This window comes from Spirillospora sp. NPDC049024, assembly GCF_040649235.1.
Classification (GTDB): Bacteria; Actinomycetota; Actinomycetes; order Streptosporangiales; family Streptosporangiaceae; genus Spirillospora.
Genome location: NZ_JBEZFD010000004.1, coordinates 312,631 through 329,855 on the forward strand (window position 1 = coordinate 312,631; position 17,225 = coordinate 329,855).

The 17,225-nt window shown below is 71.8% G+C and carries 15 protein-coding genes; 5 read left to right on the forward strand and 10 right to left on the reverse strand.

Features of this window, described 5'->3' with window-relative positions; genetic code table 11:
- Positions 1–203: 203 nt before the first annotated feature.
- Positions 204–659, reverse strand: coding sequence for a DUF6458 family protein (locus tag AB0C21_RS09615; RefSeq protein WP_500203589.1), 456 nt, complete (start codon positions 657–659; stop codon positions 204–206).
- A gap of 185 nt (positions 660–844) precedes the next feature.
- On the opposite strand from AB0C21_RS09615, the gene rsmG reads away from it, so the two are divergent.
- From rsmG to AB0C21_RS09630, 3 genes are all read left to right on the forward strand, one after another.
- Positions 845–1,522, forward strand: a complete 678-nt coding sequence (gene rsmG, locus AB0C21_RS09620; RefSeq protein ID WP_149262780.1) for a 16S rRNA (guanine(527)-N(7))-methyltransferase RsmG — start codon at positions 845–847, stop codon at positions 1,520–1,522.
- Between the two features lie 344 nt (positions 1,523–1,866).
- Entirely contained in the window at positions 1,867–2,682 is an 816-nt protein-coding gene (locus AB0C21_RS09625; protein WP_149262917.1) for a ParA family protein, read from the forward strand.
- Positions 2,679–3,671, forward strand: coding sequence for a ParB/RepB/Spo0J family partition protein (locus AB0C21_RS09630; RefSeq protein ID WP_500203590.1), 993 nt, complete (start codon positions 2,679–2,681; stop codon positions 3,669–3,671). Before AB0C21_RS09625 ends, AB0C21_RS09630 begins: the two co-directional genes overlap by 4 nt.
- 207 nt (positions 3,672–3,878) lie before the next feature.
- On the opposite strand, the gene AB0C21_RS09635 is transcribed toward AB0C21_RS09630, so the two are convergent.
- The 3 genes from AB0C21_RS09635 to AB0C21_RS09645 form a co-directional block, all read right to left on the reverse strand.
- Positions 3,879–5,303 (reverse strand): nitroreductase family deazaflavin-dependent oxidoreductase, encoded by a 1,425-nt coding sequence (locus AB0C21_RS09635; protein WP_500203591.1) that lies wholly within the window; start codon positions 5,301–5,303, stop codon positions 3,879–3,881.
- Positions 5,304–6,559: 1,256 nt separating this feature from the next.
- Entirely contained in the window at positions 6,560–7,504 is a 945-nt protein-coding gene (locus AB0C21_RS09640) for a D-alanine--D-alanine ligase family protein (RefSeq protein WP_500203745.1), read from the reverse strand.
- A gap of 23 nt (positions 7,505–7,527) precedes the next feature.
- A complete protein-coding gene (locus AB0C21_RS09645) occupies positions 7,528–8,760 on the reverse strand; it encodes an aminotransferase-like domain-containing protein (RefSeq protein ID WP_500203592.1) in 1,233 nt (410 codons plus the stop codon).
- A gap of 260 nt (positions 8,761–9,020) precedes the next feature.
- On the opposite strand from AB0C21_RS09645, the gene AB0C21_RS09650 reads away from it, so the two are divergent.
- Positions 9,021–9,638: a GNAT family N-acetyltransferase gene (locus AB0C21_RS09650; protein ID WP_149262783.1), complete on the forward strand. Its 618-nt coding sequence runs from the start codon at positions 9,021–9,023 to the stop codon at positions 9,636–9,638.
- A gap of 91 nt (positions 9,639–9,729) precedes the next feature.
- On the opposite strand, the gene trxA is transcribed toward AB0C21_RS09650, so the two are convergent.
- Both trxA and trxB read right to left on the reverse strand, forming a co-directional pair.
- Positions 9,730–10,044: a thioredoxin gene (trxA, locus tag AB0C21_RS09655; protein ID WP_500203593.1), complete on the reverse strand. Its 315-nt coding sequence runs from the start codon at positions 10,042–10,044 to the stop codon at positions 9,730–9,732.
- Positions 10,045–10,205: 161 nt separating this feature from the next.
- Entirely contained in the window at positions 10,206–11,159 is a 954-nt protein-coding gene (gene trxB, locus AB0C21_RS09660) for a thioredoxin-disulfide reductase (protein WP_500203594.1), read from the reverse strand.
- A 216-nt stretch (positions 11,160–11,375) separates the two neighbouring features.
- On the opposite strand from trxB, the gene AB0C21_RS09665 reads away from it, so the two are divergent.
- On the forward strand, positions 11,376–11,948 hold the full coding sequence (locus tag AB0C21_RS09665) for a dienelactone hydrolase family protein (protein ID WP_500203595.1): 573 nt from the start codon (positions 11,376–11,378) through the stop codon (positions 11,946–11,948).
- Positions 11,949–12,171: 223 nt separating this feature from the next.
- Here the strand turns inward: AB0C21_RS09665 and AB0C21_RS09670 are convergent, their stop codons facing one another.
- The 4 genes from AB0C21_RS09670 to murJ form a co-directional block, all read right to left on the reverse strand.
- Positions 12,172–12,954, reverse strand: a complete 783-nt coding sequence (locus AB0C21_RS09670; protein ID WP_149262787.1) for an anti-sigma factor family protein — start codon at positions 12,952–12,954, stop codon at positions 12,172–12,174.
- Entirely contained in the window at positions 12,951–13,559 is a 609-nt protein-coding gene (sigM, locus tag AB0C21_RS09675; protein WP_149262788.1) for an RNA polymerase sigma factor SigM, read from the reverse strand. The genes AB0C21_RS09670 and sigM overlap by 4 nt, the downstream gene beginning before the upstream one ends.
- A gap of 186 nt (positions 13,560–13,745) precedes the next feature.
- The gene (locus tag AB0C21_RS09680) at positions 13,746–15,353 is read right to left on the reverse strand and encodes a protein kinase family protein (RefSeq protein WP_500203596.1); all 1,608 of its coding nucleotides are present in this window, start codon (positions 15,351–15,353) and stop codon (positions 13,746–13,748) included.
- Between the two features lie 164 nt (positions 15,354–15,517).
- Positions 15,518–17,206 (reverse strand): murein biosynthesis integral membrane protein MurJ, encoded by a 1,689-nt coding sequence (gene murJ, locus AB0C21_RS09685; RefSeq protein WP_500203597.1) that lies wholly within the window; start codon positions 17,204–17,206, stop codon positions 15,518–15,520.
- Positions 17,207–17,225: the final 19 nt, after the last annotated feature.

A 17,225-nucleotide genomic window follows, 5' to 3' on the forward strand; every position in this document is an offset into this window, starting at 1 on the left:
ACGTTCGGAGCGGAAGCCCGATCTGAAAGAGGGCGATGCCCGCGATCCGGGGCGTTCCAGGCGCTCCGCGTCACCCCTCGGCAGGGTGGGCGCGGGATGGTCGGCGGTTCAGGGCATGAGAGGGCCCCGCGCCCTGGCCGACGCGGGGCCCTGGGGAGCTCGGTGTGCACCGCCGCCCTGGCACACCGAGCAGGCTCTCGGTACTACCGCCGGACGCTCCGGCGCCAACGGCGGCGCGGGACCTCACCGGCACCGACGGACGTGGTGTTCTGCACCGCCGGGTCCTGCGCGTTCGCGGGATCCTGCGCGTACGCCGGGTCCTGCGGATGACCGTGCGCGACCCCCGTGTCGGCGGGGTGCTCGACAACGCGGTCGATCTGCTCGGCCGGGCGGCCGCCGGGCGGCGGCGGGTCCTCGATGATGTGCTCCTCGCGGACCACCGTGCCGGGCTCGTCCCCGTACGCGGGATCTGCCCCGGCCACACGTCCGGCCGCGCGGCGCGGCCGGGTGTACTTGAGCGTGAATCCCATGCTGATCAGTCCGACCAGGATCAGGATCCATCCGACCATGTGGATGTCGAGGCCGCTGAGGTCAACGCGGATGGCGAACGCCAGAATCGCCCCAAGGGCGATGAATGCGAGACTGACTCCGATTCCCATGTGTCGGAGCTCCTTCCGGGGGACGGACGGGCGACACCGCAGGCTCTACCCCACGCTCGGCGAATATGCGGGCGGGTCATGTGGTTCTTGCCATAACGCAAGGGTCCTCCCACTACAGCGCCCTGTTCACCACGGGAACGTTTCGCGTGTACGGCGGCACCGGGTTTTGTGGAACGATTCGTCTGGTGGGGATTGCACGTGAGGTATTCGGTGACGCGCTGCCGGTCGCGGAGCGCTACGCGGCGTTCCTCGCGAAGGCCGGGGTCGAACGCGGGCTCATCGGTCCGCGCGAGGCCGACCGGCTCTGGGAACGGCATCTGATCAACTGCGCGGTGGTCTCGGCGGCGATACCGGAGAACGCCGAGGTCGTCGACATCGGTTCGGGCGCGGGGCTGCCGGGCATCGTGCTGGCCATCGTCCGGCCCGATCTGCGGATCACGCTGCTGGAACCGCTGCTGCGGCGCACGACGTTCCTGAACGAGTGCGTCGAGCTGCTCGACCTGCGGAACGTCGAGGTCCGGCGGGCCCGGGCCGAGGACGTGACCGACGAGTTCGCGGTGGACGTCGCCACGGCACGCGCCGTGGCGCCCCTCGAACGCCTGGCCCGGTGGGCGCTTCCGCTGCTGCGCCCGGGCGGCGAGCTCCTCGCGCTCAAGGGCGAGCGGGCCGCGGCCGAGTTGGAGGAGGCGGAGCCGGTGCTGAAGCGGTTCGGGGTGCGCTCGACGGAACTGCTGCAAGTCGGGCGCGGTATGGTCGATCCGCCGACAACACTCGTCCGTGTGGTCGCCGGCCGAGAAGAGGTTGTCGGGCGACGGCAGCGCGCCCCCCGGCGCGCCAAAGGGTCGAGGAAGAGGTCTTCATGAGCACGGGACCAGGACTGGGCAGGCCTGACCGCGCCGACGAATCCCCCGACGAACAGCCGTCCGGCCCGGGCGCGCCCGGCGCGGACGAGGGCGCCCAGGCGCCCGCCGCCGGTGGGACGCGGCAGGACCCGGGATCGTCGCCGGGAACCGCGCCCTCAGGGCACGCGATGTGGGGTAACACGACGTCCGGGACCGCGGAGAACGTCGGCTACGTGCCGACGAACGCCGGCGCACAGGCGCCGAGCCCGCGCGGCGGACCAACTCAGGGGGAGTCAGAACTCGTGCGAGAGGCGCTGCGGGACGCCAAGGTTTCACGTGAAACAACCGGCACCGCGCTCAAGACGATGGCGAGCCGCAGAGAGCGGGAGTGGCCGCGGCCGGACAAGTGCCGGGTCATCACCATCGCCAACCAGAAGGGAGGCGTCGGCAAGACCACCAGCTCGGTGAACATCGCCGCCTCCCTCGCGATGCACGGCGCCCAGGTGCTGGTGGTCGACCTCGACCCGCAGGGCAACGCGTCCACCGCCCTCGGCGTCGAGCACCACGCCGAGGTCCCGTCGATCTACGACGTGCTGATCGAGGACATGGCGCTGGCCGACATCATCGTCCCGGCACCGGAGATCCCCAACCTCTACTGCGCGCCCGCGACCCTCAACCTCGCGGGCGCGGAGATCGAGCTGGTCTCCAAGGTGGCCCGCGAGTCGCGACTGCGGCGCGCGCTGGACTCCTACGACATCGAGAAGTTCGACTACGTGCTGATCGACTGCCCGCCGTCGCTCGGCCTGCTCACGGTGAACGCCCTCGTCGGCGGGGACGAGCTGCTCATCCCGATCCAGTGCGAGTACTACGCGCTGGAGGGCCTCGGCCAGCTCATCCGGACCGTCGACCTCGTGAAGGCGCACCTCAACCCGAAGCTGCGGGTGTCCACCATCCTGCTGACGATGTACGACGCCCGGACCCGCCTCGCCGCGCAGGTCGCCGAGGACGTCCGGAGCCACTTCGGCGACGTCGTCCTCAACACGGTGATCCCCCGCAGCGTCCGGGTGTCCGAGGCGCCCAGCTACGGGCAGTCCGTCATGACCTACGACCCCGGATCGAGCGGCGCGCTCGCCTACAGCGAGGCCGCCTCGGAAATGGCCCACGGAGGAGCCGTCCAGTGAGCCAGCAGCGACGCGGTCTGGGCCGGGGCCTCGGTGCCCTCATTCCCACCGCCCCGCCCATGCCGACGTCGGGCGAGCCGAACGGCGCGAGCGAGCCGGGATATCCCGGCGGCTCCGTCTCGGACGGAACGGCCGCTCCCACAGCGGCGCTCGAACCGGTGGCCGGTGCCCATTTCGCGGAACTGCCCGTGCGCTCCATCACGGTCAACCCGCGCCAGCCGCGCGAGCATTTCGACGAGCAGGCCCTGGAGGAGCTCGCGGAGTCGATCGGCATCGTCGGGCTGCTCCAGCCGATCGTCGTGCGCAGGTCCCCCTCGGAGGAGCACGACTACGAGCTCATCATGGGCGAGCGCCGCTGGCGCGCGTCCCAGATGGCCGGGCTGGACGTCATCCCGGCGATCGTCCGCGACACCGGCGACAACGACCTGCTCCGTGACGCGCTCATGGAGAACCTTCACCGGCAGCAGCTCAACCCGCTGGAGGAGGCGGCCGCGTACCAGCAGCTGCTCCAGGACTTCGGCGCCACCCACGAGCAACTCGCCACCCGGATCGGCCGGTCGCGTCCGCACATCACCAACACTCTCCGCCTGCTGAACCTGCCGCCGGCCGTCCAGCGCCGGGTGGCCGCCGGAGTGCTGTCCGCCGGGCACGCCCGCGCGCTGCTCTCCCTCGACAGCGTTGAGGCCCAGGAGCACCTGGCGCAGCGGATCGTCCAGGAGGGCCTCTCGGTCCGCGCGCTGGAAGAGATGATCGCGCTCCGCGAGGTGGAGGACGAGCCGAAGGCGCCGCGACCGGGCCGCCGCAAGAAGCCGGTGGCGCCCGGCCTCAAGGAGCTTGCCGACCGTCTCTCCGACCGGTACGAGACGAAGGTCCGCGTCGACATGGGCCGCAACAAGGGCAAGATCGTCGTCGAGTTCGCCACGCTGGAGGACCTCGACCGCATCATCAAGTCCATGGCTCCCGAGGACGGAGGAGTCGGCGACTCCTGAACCCCGTCCCACACCGCTGCGCGCCCCGGACCCCACGGCTCCGGGGCGCTTCGCTTTCCCGCCCGCTCCCCCGATGTTTCCCGTGAAACATCCCTGCCCTCGTGGAGCGGGTTCGCGGCGTCGTACACTGGCGCCCCTCACCCTCTGGGGAACGTCGGGAACCCGACACGAAACTGCGCAGCACGACCACGGGGACGGGGCGGAGGTTCACGGTAGGAGGACCAGCCGTCCTGTTACCTCGCCGCGACCGATGCGCTCGTGCGCACTCCGTGCGTCCTTCAACGGGAGCCGATCGGCCACGGTCGGCGCGATCCGGCCTTCGGTCAGCAGATCGAAGAGCCGGGCCAGGTCGTCGCGATACCAGTCGGGGTGGAGGTCCCGGAGTTCGGCGATCCTGTAGAAGCCGACCCGCCGGCCACGGGGAAGCGCCGAACCGAGCAGCACCGCGGTCCCTGCCGTATAGAAGCCGAGGGTCCGGGGCAGGTTCCGGCGCCCCGCCCGCAGGGTGGCGTAGTGCCCGAACATGATCAGGCGCCCGTCCGGACGGAGCGCCCGGTACGAGCGCAGGGCGACCGCACCACCGATTCCGTCCAGGACCACGTCCACGCCGTCGCCGGTCTCCCTGCGAACGCGCGCCACGACATCTTCGGAGACATGGTCGATCGGCGTCGCACCCAGCTTCGTGACGAGATCGGCCTGCTCGGCGGTGGCCGTTCCGTACATCTCCAGCCCGGCCAACCGGCCCAGTTGGAGCACGGCGCTTCCCACCGCTCCGGCTGCCCCATGCACGAGTACCCGCTCCCCCTGCTGCACGTGGGCCGCCCGATGGAGCAGTTGGTAGGCGGTGACGTAGGTCAGCGGAAGGCACACGGCCTCGGCGGCGTCCACGCCCTCCGGCACTGGCAGGAGGCGGGTGACCGGAACGCACAGGTATTGGGCGTATCCGCCGTACTCCACGAGCGCGCTGACCCGGTCGCCCGGTGCCGCCCCTGTGGTCCCGGGACCGACCGAGTCCACGACCCCGACGACGTCGTATCCCGGGGTGAAGGGAGGCCGGGGGCCGCCGGGGTAGACGCCCTCTCGGATGAGGACATCGGTGAAGCTCACGCCCGCCGCGGAGATCTTCACGCGCGCCTCACCCGGGCCCGGCTCCGGAATGGGCTCCTCGACGAGCCGCAGGACTTCCGGCCCGCCATACCGGGACACCAGGACGCGATGCTGAGGAGGTGCGTCCGCCGAGGGCTCCGGACGCGGCGTGATCCGGACTACCGGAGTGTCCCGATCGACCGCCCTTGCGGCTTTGGGAAACCGGGCGAGATACGCCTCCTTGGCGGCCTCCGCTTCCGCTCCACCCAGCACTTCGGCCGTCCCGTCCAGCCGGCGACCGGCGACGAGCACGCGAACAGGAGCCGGGCGGCGTACGTTGCGCCACCAGGTCTTGCGGGTGTGCTGCCCGACGAGCACGTAGATCCCGTCCCCCGCTCGCGCGTACATGACCGGGAACCTGTACACGCGGCCTGTCCTGCGACCGGTGACGGTGATCAGGGCGACGCGGCCGCTCACCACGCGGTGCAGCGGCGAACGCAGCAGCCATCCCATGACGGGATTGACCACATGGTTTCGGACGAACATGGAATCCCCCTCCTGCCACCTCGCCCGTCCGGGTCGGCGAGCCTTGCCCCATGGTCGTTCGGCGAAGAGACGCGGACGTAGAGGCGAAAGCCCCGACCTCCGAGAGGGGCTCCTTGGCGACGATCGCGGAGTGACATACGAGCTCCCCGGCAGTCGTCCTCCGGCGACTAATTCCGAGCGGCAGCTCGGTCCGAGGACGTCACGACGCGCGAGCAGGTCCTCTCGGCGTCCTCACGACCCTTTTCACGCTGGGCCGAAGCGGCGGTGCCTCCCAGGCGGTGGCGGTCGGCTGGGTTGTCCCCGCCTGCTCCACCTTCCCGTCCCTCTCCTGCCCTCGACGGAGCTACGCAGCCCCGTCGTCTCGCGACCGTTCGGATGGGTGACGCAGTGCTCGTTTCACGTGAAACAAGAGCGGTTCGCGGGGAAGTGGCCACCCCCCTCCGTCGACCATCGCCTGGGCCGGATAACACCCGCGGCAAGGAAACCGCTCTGATCCACCTCCAAGGAGCCAACCCGTCGTCAAGTTCGGCGCTCGCCTTGAGACGGGTCTCCCAGCGTGGGAGGAGAGAAGATTGCGGGGGATGAGTCCCGCCTCGCCGCCCAACCTCCGGAGTGAGGCAGCTTCAAGGGGCCCAGAGAGCCGGTGAGGGCATGCCCCGGTAGGCAATACGTCTCGGTATGGACTGGGAGCGGACGGCGGTCGGCGAGGCGCTGGACCCCATGCAGCCCGGCTCGGCATGCCGGCACGGCCCGCGCTCCGGCACGGCCCGCGCTTTGATACGAGCCGCGCCGCGGTACGAGCTGCGCCGCGGTACGAGCTGCGCCGCGGTACGAGCTGCGCCGCGGTACGAGCTGCGCCGCGGTACGAGCTGCGCCGCGGTACGAGCCGCGCCGCGGTACGAGCCGCGCCGCGGTACGAGCCGCGCCGCGGTACGAGCCGCGCCGCGGTACGAGCCGCGCCGCGGTACGAGCCGCGCCGCGGCACGAGCATGCGCTGCGGCACGAGCATGCGCTGCGGCACGAGCATGCGCTGCGGCACGAGCATGCGCTGCGGCACGGTGCGCTCTGGCATGGCGCGTTCTGGCATGGCGCGCTGCGGTACAGGCCGCGTTCTGGCACGCGGGTGGGGTTGCGGCGGACGCTGGTCGGCGGGGGCTTGGGCGGGGCGTGCTTCTGGAACCGGCGTCGGGGCGGGGGTGTTTCACGTGAAACGGGCGGAGGCGCGCCAGGGTCGGTTGGAGGCGGCGGGGGTGTCGTTAGCGGACGTTGGCCTGGAGGAGGGACTCGCAGACTTCACCCATGTCCAGGTCGGCCACGCTGATGGCTCGGGGGAGGAGGCTGGTCTCGGTCATGCCGGGGGCGACGTTGACCTCCAGGAAGTGGACCTCGCCGTCGGCGGAGACGATGAGGTCGGTTCGGGAGAGGTCGCGAAGGCCCAGGGCGCGGTGGGCGGTCACGGCGGCGGCGGTGGCGCGGGCGGTCGCGTCCGGCGTGAGGCGGGCCGGGGTGACGAACTCGGTGTCGCCGGCGTCGTAGCGGGCCGTGTAGTCGTAGCGGCCGCCCGGGGCGACGATCTCGACGGCGGGGAGGGCGGTCGGGACGCCGTCGCGCTCGATGACGCTGACCGCGACCTCGGTGCCCTCGATGTAGCGCTCGACGAGGGCGGCGTCGCCGTAGGCGAAGCAGCCGACCATGGCGGCCGACAGTTCGGACGCCTCGTGGACGACGGAGGCGCCGAGGGCCGAGCCGCCGCGGGTCGGCTTCACGAACAGGGGGAGGCCGAGGCTGCGGACGATCTGGTTCAGGACGGACGCCGCGCCGAGGTCGTGGAAGACCTCCTTCGGCAGCGCGACGGACTCGGGCGTCCGGAGGCCCGCGCGTCGCACGACGGACTTGGCGGTCGGCTTGTCCCATGCGACGCGACATGCGTCCGGGCGGGCGCCGACATAGGGGACGTCCAGGAGTCCGAGGACGTCGCGGATCGAGCCGTCCTCCCCCGCCGCGCCGTGCAGGACGGGGAAGACGACGTCCGGCGGGTCGTCGGTCAGGGAGTCCAGGAGTGTCGCGTCGGCGTCGCGAAGTTCGACCGGGATGTCGCGTGCGCGCAGCGCGTCGGCGACGCGGCGGCCGGAGCGGAGCGAGACCTCCCGCTCGTAGGAGAGCCCTCCGGCGAGGACGACGACATGCCCGAGTTCCAAGATGCCCCTCGTTTCACGTGAAACAGTCAGACGACGTCCGGGCCCGGCGTCTGGACGCCCGTGGACGAGCCGCCGGTGGTTCCTCCGAAGGTCTCCCGGAGGCGGATCTCCTGCTCCACCACCCCGGCCAGCCGGCGGACACCCTCGCGGATCCGGTGCGGCTCGGGGAAGCAGTACGACAGGCGCATGTGCCGGTGGCCGGTACCGTCCGCGTAGAAGCCGGTGCCGGGGACGTAGGCGACGCGCTCGGCGATCGCACGGGGCGCCATCGCCTTGGCGTCGAGGCCCTCGGGAAGGGTGAGCCAGACGAAGAAGCCGCCCGCGGGGCGGGTCCAGGTGCAACCGTCGGGCATGAGCTGGTCAAGGGACTCCAGCATCGCGTCACGGCGCGCCCGGTACAGCTCCCGGAAGTCCTTGATCTGCTCCCGCCACGGCTGGGTCGCGAGGTACTCGCGGACGGCGAGCTGGGAGAAGTTCGACGGGCACAGGATCGCGGACTCGGCGGCCAGCACGAGCTTCGCCCGGACCGCGTGCGGGGCCAGCACCCAGCCGACGCGAAGCCCGGAGGCGATCGTCTTGGAGAACGAGCCGAGGTAGATGACGCGCTCGGCGTCGTCCGCGCGGAGGGCCCGCATGGGCTCGCCGTCGAAGCCGAGGAGCCCGTACGGGTTGTCCTCGACGACCAGCACGTCGTACTCGGCGCAGATCTCCAGGATCTGGGCGCGGCGGGCCGTGGTGAGGGTGACGCCCGCGGGGTTCTGGAACGTCGGGACGGTGTAGAGGAACTTGACCCGCCGACCCTGGGCGCGGAGGCGGGCGAGGGTCTCGCGCAGCGCGGCCGGGATGAGGCCGCCCTCGTCCAGCGGCACGTGGACCACGTCGGCCTGGTAGGCGGCGAACGTGCCGAGCGCGCCGACGTAGGAGGGGGCCTCCGCGAGGACCACGTCGCCGGGGTCGACGAAGATCTTCGTGATGAGGTCGAGCGCCTGCTGGGCGCCGACGGTGACGACCACGTCGTCCGCGGACGCCTGGACGCCCTCCAGCGACATGACCTCGCAGATGTGCTCGCGGAGCTGCTCGTCGCCCTGCGCGGAGCCGTACTGGAGGGCCTCGGCGCCCCGGCCGGCGACGAGCTCGCCGATCATCTGGCCGACGGCGTCGAGGGGGAGCGCGGAGACGTAGGGCGCGCCGCCCGCGAGCGAGACGACCTCGGGGCGGGCGACCATCGCGAACAGGGCCCGGATCTCCGACGGCACCATGCCGGCGGCACGGGCGGCGTAACGGTCGGCATAGGCATCCGTGCGCGAGTGCTGTTCCACGAGGCACCTCCGGGGCGGAAACGGCTTCCATGCAAACTACGTCATGGCGGACGCGGCGAGGCGCCCGGGTGTGGCGTGCCGCGGCATTGGGGAAACTCCTGTCCGATACGATGCCCGCGGGTCCCGGATGGTTGCCGGGAACTTCCGCCGCCACGGGTCCAGGCCGGCGGGCGAGGATCGCAGCAGGGGGTGCCGACCCGGTGTCGCGTCGTCTCGTCAACATCACGCTGGACAACCTTGATGATCTGCCGCACCGCTGCCGCGGCTGCGTGTTCTGGGAGCTGGATCCGGTGAGCCGGGACCGGGCCCAGGAGAGCGGCGACGCGGGGCTGGAGAAGGAGGCGTGGATCTCCTCCACCCTCCTGGAGTGGGGCAGCTGCGGCAAGATCGTCTACGTGGACGACGTCCCGGCGGGGTTCGTGATGTACGCGCCGCCGCTGTACGTGCCGCGTTCGGTCGCGTTCCCGACGAGCCCGGTGAGCGCGGACGCGGTGCTGCTCATGACCGCGCACGTCCTGCCGGAGTTCGCGGGCGGCGGCATCGGGCGGATGCTCGTCCAGGGCGTCGCGAAGGACCTGACGCGCCGCGCCGTGAAGGCGATCGAGGCGTTCGGCGACCTGAAGGGCGAGGAGGGCGGGTGCATGGTGCCCGCCGACTACCTGCTGTCGGTCGGGTTCAAGACCGTTCGGCCGCACCACCGGTACCCGCGCCTGCGACTGGAGTTGAAGTCGGCGCTGTCGTGGCGTGAGGACGTCGAGGTGGCGCTCGAACGGCTCCTGGGCTCCATGACTCCGGAAGGGGCGCTGCGGCCCGTCTGAGGCCTTCTGAACGGCGTGTGGCCCGCACTCCGGGTGGAGTGCGGGCCACACTCGCGCTCGCCGCGGGAGACGGGAGGCGACTCGGGAGGGCTCAGATGAACTCGGCGAGATCCCTCAGCAGGGCGGCCTTCGGCTTGGCGCCCATGATCTGCTTGACGACCTCGCCGCCCTTGTAGACGTTCATCGTCGGGATCTGCATGACGCCGTACTGCTGCGGGACCTGCGGGTTCTCGTCGATGTTCAGCTTGACGATCTGGAGCTTGTCGCCGTGCTCCTTGGAGATCTCCTCCAGGATCGGCGCCACCATCCGGCACGGGCCGCACCATTCCGCCCAGAAGTCGACGAGAACGGGCTTGTCGTTCTCCAGCACCTCGGACGCGAAGTCGGCGTCGGTCACGGCTTTCATCGGTCTCCTTCGGTTCTCGCGTGGGGCGGGGACGCTCCCCCGCCCGATGCAGCCCACCGCGCCGCCGGCCCGGCGGAAACGCCGGGCCGGCGGCGGGCGGTGGTGAGGTCGGTGCCGCGGGGCGGTCGGGCCGCTGGTGCGGCCAGAGGCCCGTGTGGCGGTCAGGCCTGCGGGACGGTCTCGGCGGCGTCCCGGTCCTGCAGCCAGCGCTCGGCGTCGATGGCGGCCGAGCAGCCGCTGCCGGCGGCGGTGATGGCCTGCCGGTAGATGTGGTCGACCACGTCGCCGCAGGCGAACACGCCGGGGATCTTCGTCTTCGTCGTGGGGGCGTCGACCAGCAGGTAGCCGTCGGTGTCGGTCTCCAGCTGGCCCGCGAACAGCTCGCTGCGCGGGTCGTGGCCGATCGCGATGAACAGCCCGGTGATCTCCAGGCTGGACTCCGCGCCGGTCCTGGTGTTGCGGACGGTCACGCCGGTCACCCGGTCGTCGCCGTGGATCGCGGCGACCTCGCTGTCCCACAGGAACTTGATCTTCTCGTTGGCGAACGCCCGGTCCTGCATGATCTTGGACGCGCGCAGCTCGTCGCGGCGGTGGACCACGGTCACCGAGCGGGCGAACTTGGTCAGGAAGATCGCCTCTTCCATGGCGGTGTCGCCGCCGCCGACGACGGCGATGTCCTGCTCGCGGAAGAAGAACCCGTCACAGGTGGCGCACCAGGAGACGCCGCGGCCGGACAGCCGCTTCTCGTCCGGCAGCCCCAGCTCGCGGTACCCGGAGCCGGTCGCGACGATCACGGTCTTGGCGAGGTAGGTCTCGTCGCCGACCTTGACGACCTTCGGGTCGGCGGTCAGGTCGACCTCGGTGACGTCGTCGGTGATGAGCTCGGCGCCGAAGCGCTCGGCCTGCTTGCGCAGGTTGTCCATCAGGTCGGGGCCCATGATCCCGTCGGGGAAGCCGGGAAAGTTCTCCACGTCGGTGGTGTTCATCAGCGCACCGCCGGCCGTCACCGAACCCTCGAACACCAACGGCTTCAGGTCGCCGCGGGCCGCGTAGACGGCGGCCGTGTAGCCCGCGGGGCCCGAGCCGATGATGATGACGTTACGGACGTCGCTCACAGTTCTTGCCTCTCCTCGTTGGCCGTCGGTGCCGCACGACCCGGCCTCACAGTCGCGTCAACCGATCCTAGGCCCCGCTGATTCCCCGGCACGCGGCGCCGGGCCGTCCGCCCGCCGGCCGGGGACCGTCCGCCCGCCGGCCCGGGGCCGTCCGCCCGCCGGCCCGGGGCCGTCCGCCCGCCGGCCGGGGGCCTGTGGCGCTCTAGGCTGTGGCGCATGGCACGCATTCTGCTCTTCCACTCGATGTACGGGCTGCGGCCCGCGGTGCACCAGGCGGCCGACCGGCTCCGTGCGGCCGGGCACGAGGTGCATGTCCCCGACCTCTACGACGGGCGTGTCGTCGACGACGCCGAGGCCGGGATCGCGATCAAGGAAGAGATCGGGCGGGACGAGCTGCTGCGCCGGGGCGTCGTGGCGGCCGCGCCGCTGATGGGGGAGGGCGGGCTCGTCTACGCGGGGTTCTCGCTGGGCGGCTCCATCGCCCAGAACCTCGCGTTCGCCGACGAGAAGGCCGGCGGGCTGCTGCTGATGCACGGCACGTCCGACATCGCGGAGGACGCGACCACCGAGATCCCGGTGCAGCTGCACGTCGCCGATCCCGACACCTGGGAGCCCGTCGACTGGCTGAACGCGTGGTACCTGCGGATGCGCAAGGCGGGCGCGGACGTGGAGGTGTTCCGCTACCGCGGCGCGGGCCACCTGTTCACCGACCCGGACCTGCCCGACTACGACGCCGAGGCGGCCGAGCGCGCCTGGGCGACGGCCCTGGACTTCCTCGCCTCCCTCTGACGCCCGCCCCGCATCGCCAGGGCACCGTTGCGGCACCCCGGCGAGTGGGCCCGGGGTCGGGACCTGGCGATTGCTGGTGCGGGCCCGCGAACTTCCCTTGCGGAGTCGGCATCACACAGAGGACCGAGCGTCTCAGCCGGACCCTGCGTCATGTGAAAGGCCATGGACGGGGTCGGCCGTCCATGGCCTCAACAGGTGGATGCCCGGGTCGGGGCTCGGCGGGTCAGGCGTTCTTCAGCTGCTTCAGCAGGTGATGGGACTGCGGGGAGCAGTCCGGTCCGACGACCCAGATGTCGCGCTTGCCGGGCTGGTCGCCGGGTGCGGCGATGATGATCGCCGGCTTTCCCTCGTAACTCGCCTGGTCGACGAGCAAGGGCGCCTGCGAGCCGGCGACGCCCGTGACGCACCCGTGGAGCCGGGGGTCGGGCGCGGCGGCCTCGGCGCGCAGCTTCTGCTCGCCGGTGACGACGCCGCCGACCTGCTCGCCCAGCGTGCCGGACCGGTAGTCGGTGCCGCTGTGGGCGACCTTGAACGCGGGCGCCGGTTCGCCGGGCGCGACCTTCGGCACCCCTGATCCGGTGCCGGAACTCGGATCGGTCAGGCTGTGCTGCGGGGCCGGCTGGTGCGCCGTGCTGTCACTGCTGCTCGCGCCGTCCAGCGCGACCTTGCCGACCGTCGCTCCGCCGCCGAGCACGACGACCGCCGCCGCGGCCGCCGACAGTATCCGCCAATGGCGCCTTCCGCGCCGCTGCTCCAGGCTCGCCACGGTGGCGGTGTGCATCGACTCCGCCGCGAGGGCGGTGTCGATGCGTTCGGCCAGCTCGGCGGGCATGGGCGGCATCGGTGCCTCCGCCAGTATCCGGGAGACGTCCGCAAGGTCGGCGGACAGCTCCCGGCAGTCGGCGCAGGTTTCCAGGTGCGCGTTGACGGAGGCGGCTTCGTCGTCTTCGAGGAGTCCTTCGGCCAGGTCGGCCAGGACGTCGTAGTCGAGGTGTGCGGGGTTCACTTGGGCATGCCACCTCCTTCCACACCTCCGACGTTCCTGGGCTCGCGTCGGTTCCGGTGGTGGACGAGAAGGGGCGCCAGCCGGGCGCGGCCGCGCGCGCACCGGCTCTTGATCGTCCCGGGCGGGACCTCCATGACCTGCGCGGCGTCGTCGACCGAGTAGCCCATCATGTCGACCAGGACGAGGGCCGCCCGCTGCTCGTACGGGAGCTGCTCCAGGGCGGTGCGGACGTCGAGGGAGACGCCGTGCGCGTCGGTCGGGTCGGGCATCTTGGGCGCGACGGCGTCGAACGTCGCGTCGTCGCCCATCGGCGTCGCCGGCCGGACGGACTTGCGCCGGACGCGGTCGAGGCAGGCGTTCACCACGATGCGGTGGAGCCAGGTGGTGACGGCGGCGTCCCCGCGGAACCGCCCGGCGGCGCGGAACGCCGAGAGGCACGCGTCCTGCAGCGCGTCCGCCGCCTCCTCCGGGTCGCCGAGGGTGCGCAGCGCGACCGCCCACATGCGGTCGCGGTGGCGGTGCACGAGTTCGGCGAAGGCGTGCGGGTCCCCCTGGGCGTGCCGGGCGAGGAGCTCCTTGTCGGGAACTTCGCCTACGCGACGCATGCTCACCGACGTCATGAGCGACCGCTTTCTCGTTCGGGACGCCCGGCCGGCGCCGGGCGTCCGCGACCGGCTGCTGAGGTAGGCACCACGGGTTCCTGGGGGCGAGGGGACAATCTGCTCACAGGCACGATACAGACATGCGCCGCTCCACGTCACAGCTCATGTCGGGCCCTTGCCGGAACGTGATCAGCCGGCCGTCCCGTAGACGGTGACCTCACCGAGCTTCCCCTTGAACGGGCCGCTCGGCAGTTTGGTGAACCACACGACCACGTAGCGGCCCGTGGCCTGCGGGTTCGCGGTGATGGTCACCTCTCCCCCGGTGGGCGTCTGCTCGCCGACGCGCTGCAGATCGGTCGGGGTCCGCGAGTCGCCGACGCGGACCTGCAGTGTTCCGGAGCTCACCGGGGAGCTGACCTTCACGCTGGCGACCTTGACGGGCTTGCCCATGTCGAGCAGTACGCCGAGGCCCTTCGAGTAGCGGCCGAAGTCGGCGTCGGCGTAGCTCTGCGTCTCCCAGGCGCCGCTGGGCCTGCCGTCGATGACCGTCTGGAGGTTCTTGCCGATCGTGCCGTCGAGGTGGCCGCCCACGGGGCGCTCGGCGGGATCGATGCCCTGCGGGACGAGCTTCACGACGGACGGCTTGGGCGGGGAGCTCGTCTGGGAGTTGTCGGTGGGGCCGCCGCCCTTGTCGTCGTCGCCGCCGGGACTGGACAGGGCCCAGGCGCCGAGCCCGACGATGACGGTCAGCGCGGCCGCCGCGACGCCGATCAGGGCGCGGTTGGTCTGGCGCTTGGGGCCGCCGTGGCCGTGCGTGGGCGTCGTCCGTGTGGACGTCGCCGGCGGGGGCGGGGGCGCGGCGTGCCGCTGGGCACGCGGTGGCGGGACGTGCGAGGCCGCGGCCGGTTCGGGCGCGGGCGCCCGGTGCGGCTGGTGCGGTTGCGTCGCCGCCGGCGGCGGGGCCGCGGGACGCCTCGGCGGGGCCGTCTGGCGCGGGGCCGCCGGCGGGGTGTGGCCGAGCCCGGCGAACAGGGGCAGCGGGGTGCGCGGGACGCCGCGCAGCGCCTTGGCCAGCTCGGCGGGGGACGCGAGCGGCTCGCCCGTGCCGATCCCGAGGCAGCGGCAGACGATCGCGTCGATCGCGTGCGAGATGCCGGCCTGGACCTGGCGGGGCGCGTGCGGGACGCCGTCGGACGCCGGCGCGGCCGGCAGCGCGGAGCCGTCCTCGTCGCCGGGCCAGTGGGCGGTGAGCGCCGCGTACAGCATCCGGCCGAGGCCGCGGACGTCCTCCGCGGCGGCGTCGTCGGACTCGCGGTCGCAGAGGACGGCGTCGGTGGCGACGCCGAGGATCTTGACGGTGCCGCCGGTCGTCCAGACGAGGTCGCGAGGGGTGAGGCACAGGTGCGAGAGCCCGGCGGCGTGCGCGGCGGCGAGCGCCTCGGACGCCTCGTACAGCAGGGTCGCGGCGCGGCCGGGCTCCAGCGGGGCCTTGCCGAGCATGCCCTCGAGGGTCTCGCCGGCGACCCATTCGCTGACGATGTAGGCGCTCTCGCCCGAGTCGTCGGCGTCGAACACCTGGGTGAGGCGCGGGTCGGTCAGCCGGCTGGCCGAGCGCGCGGACGTGACCGCCTCGGCGATCCGGGGGAACTCGGGGTCGAAGGTGCGGACGGCGACCGCCCGCGCGAGGATCTCGTCGATGGCCTTCCAGAGCGACGAGCCGCCCGAGTCGCTGATGCGCTCCTCGAGCCTGTAGCGGCCGGCGAGACGGGTGCCGGGCTCGATGACTGACGTGCTCACGGCAACGTCCTGCACAGGTGGTCAGATCCCATGTTCGTGGCGTGGCAGCTTACGCCTCCGACCCTCCTCTTTGCGTTCCCCAGGGTGTCGCCCCGCAAGCCGTAGTCCCCCACATGGTAGTGGTTACTCACGCGAGTGGCCGCCTTATCGCCGCGCGTCCTTTTTTACTTTGCGCGCCCGGGCAGCCGGCGGGCGAACGTGGCGATGGTCGTCTGGATCTCCTCCACCCGCATCAGCCTGGCGAAGAGCAGGTACAGCAGCCCGCCGCCGACGGATCCGGCGACCAGCGTGACCAGCGCGGGCAGCATCGTGTCGGTGCCGCCCAGCGCGTCCGCGACCGTGTGGGCGGCGTAGGCGAACCCGATCAGCGGCCAGATCGCGACGAGCAGCTTGAGGTGGCCGCCGATGATGCGGCGCCCGTCCATGCCGCCGAGCTTGCGGCGCAGCACCAGCCAGCAGGTGATCGTTCCGACCAGGTTGCTGAGCGCGAACCCGCCCGCGATGCCGACCACGATCCACTTGAGGTCGAGGACGCTGGAGGCGGTGAACGCCATCGCGATGTTGAAGGAGGTGACGACGAGGCCGATCAGGGCGGGCGTCCGGGTGTCGCCGTAGGAGTAGAAGACCCGCAGCATCAGCTGGTAGATGGAGAACGGGACGAGCGCGACGGCGAACATCTGCATGACCCGCGCGATCACCAGTGCGTCGTCGGCGTTGGCGTTGCCGTGCGCGAACAGCACGGTGGTGATCTCGGGCCCGAGCACCAGCATCAGCGCCGCCGCCGGCATGATGATCACGGAGGAGAGCCGGAGCCCGCTGGAGAACGCGGCGCGCACGTCGGCGGTCTTGCCCTCCGCGGCGAACCGGCTCATCCGCGGCAGCAGCGCGGTGATCACCGACACCCCGACGATCGCGTAGGGGAGCTGGAAGAGCTGGTACGCGTTGAAGTACGGGGTGTAGCCGTACCCCTCGCCGAGGCCCTGCTCGAACGCCATCTTCCCGGCCCGGTTCGTCAGCGCGGTGACCACGGCGAACGCGCCCTGGGCGGCGACGACGTACAGCAGCGTCCAGCCGGCCATCCGCCCGACCTCGCCGAGCTCGCCGCGGTGGAAGTCCAGCCGGGGCCGCCACCGGAACCCGACGCGGCGCAGCGACGGCCACAGCGCGACCGTCTGCAGGACGATCCCGCCGGTCGTGCCGATGGACAGCAGCATGAGCTGCTGGTCGGTGATGCTGGACGGGTCGACGCGGCCGGTGGTGATCGCGAGGAACGCGCCGCCGACCGCGATCACGACGATGTTGTTCAGGACGGGCGCCCACATGGGCGCGCCGAAGCTGCCGCGCGTGTTGAGGATGGCCCCGGCGAACGCCCCGACGCCGTAGAAGAACAGCTGGGGGAGGAAGAACCGCGCGAACAGGATGGCGACCGCGCGCTGGTCGCCGTCGTAGCTGCCCGCCAGGACGTCGATGAACAGCGGCGCGAGCAGGACCGACACGACGGTGAGGATGCCGAGGCCGATCACCGCGAGGGTGAAGACGCGCTGCTCGTACTGCTCCCCCGCGACCTGGTCGCGCTGCTTGGCCCGCACCAGCAGCGGGACGATGACGCTGGTGAGGATGCCGCCGAGCAGCAGGTCGTAGATCTGGTTGGGGATGGTGTTGGCGGTGTTGTAGGCGTTGGCGAGCAGCCCGGTGCCGAGCGCGGCGACGATGACGGCGGTGCGCAGGAACCCCGTGACGCGGGACGCGAGGGTGCCCACCGCCATGATCGCGCCGGACTTCAGGATGCCGGACGAGCCCTTGCCCCCCTGCGCCGGCGGCGTGTCGACCACGGTGGTGTCGGCGCCGGGCACGCCTCCGCCTGGGAGGGGG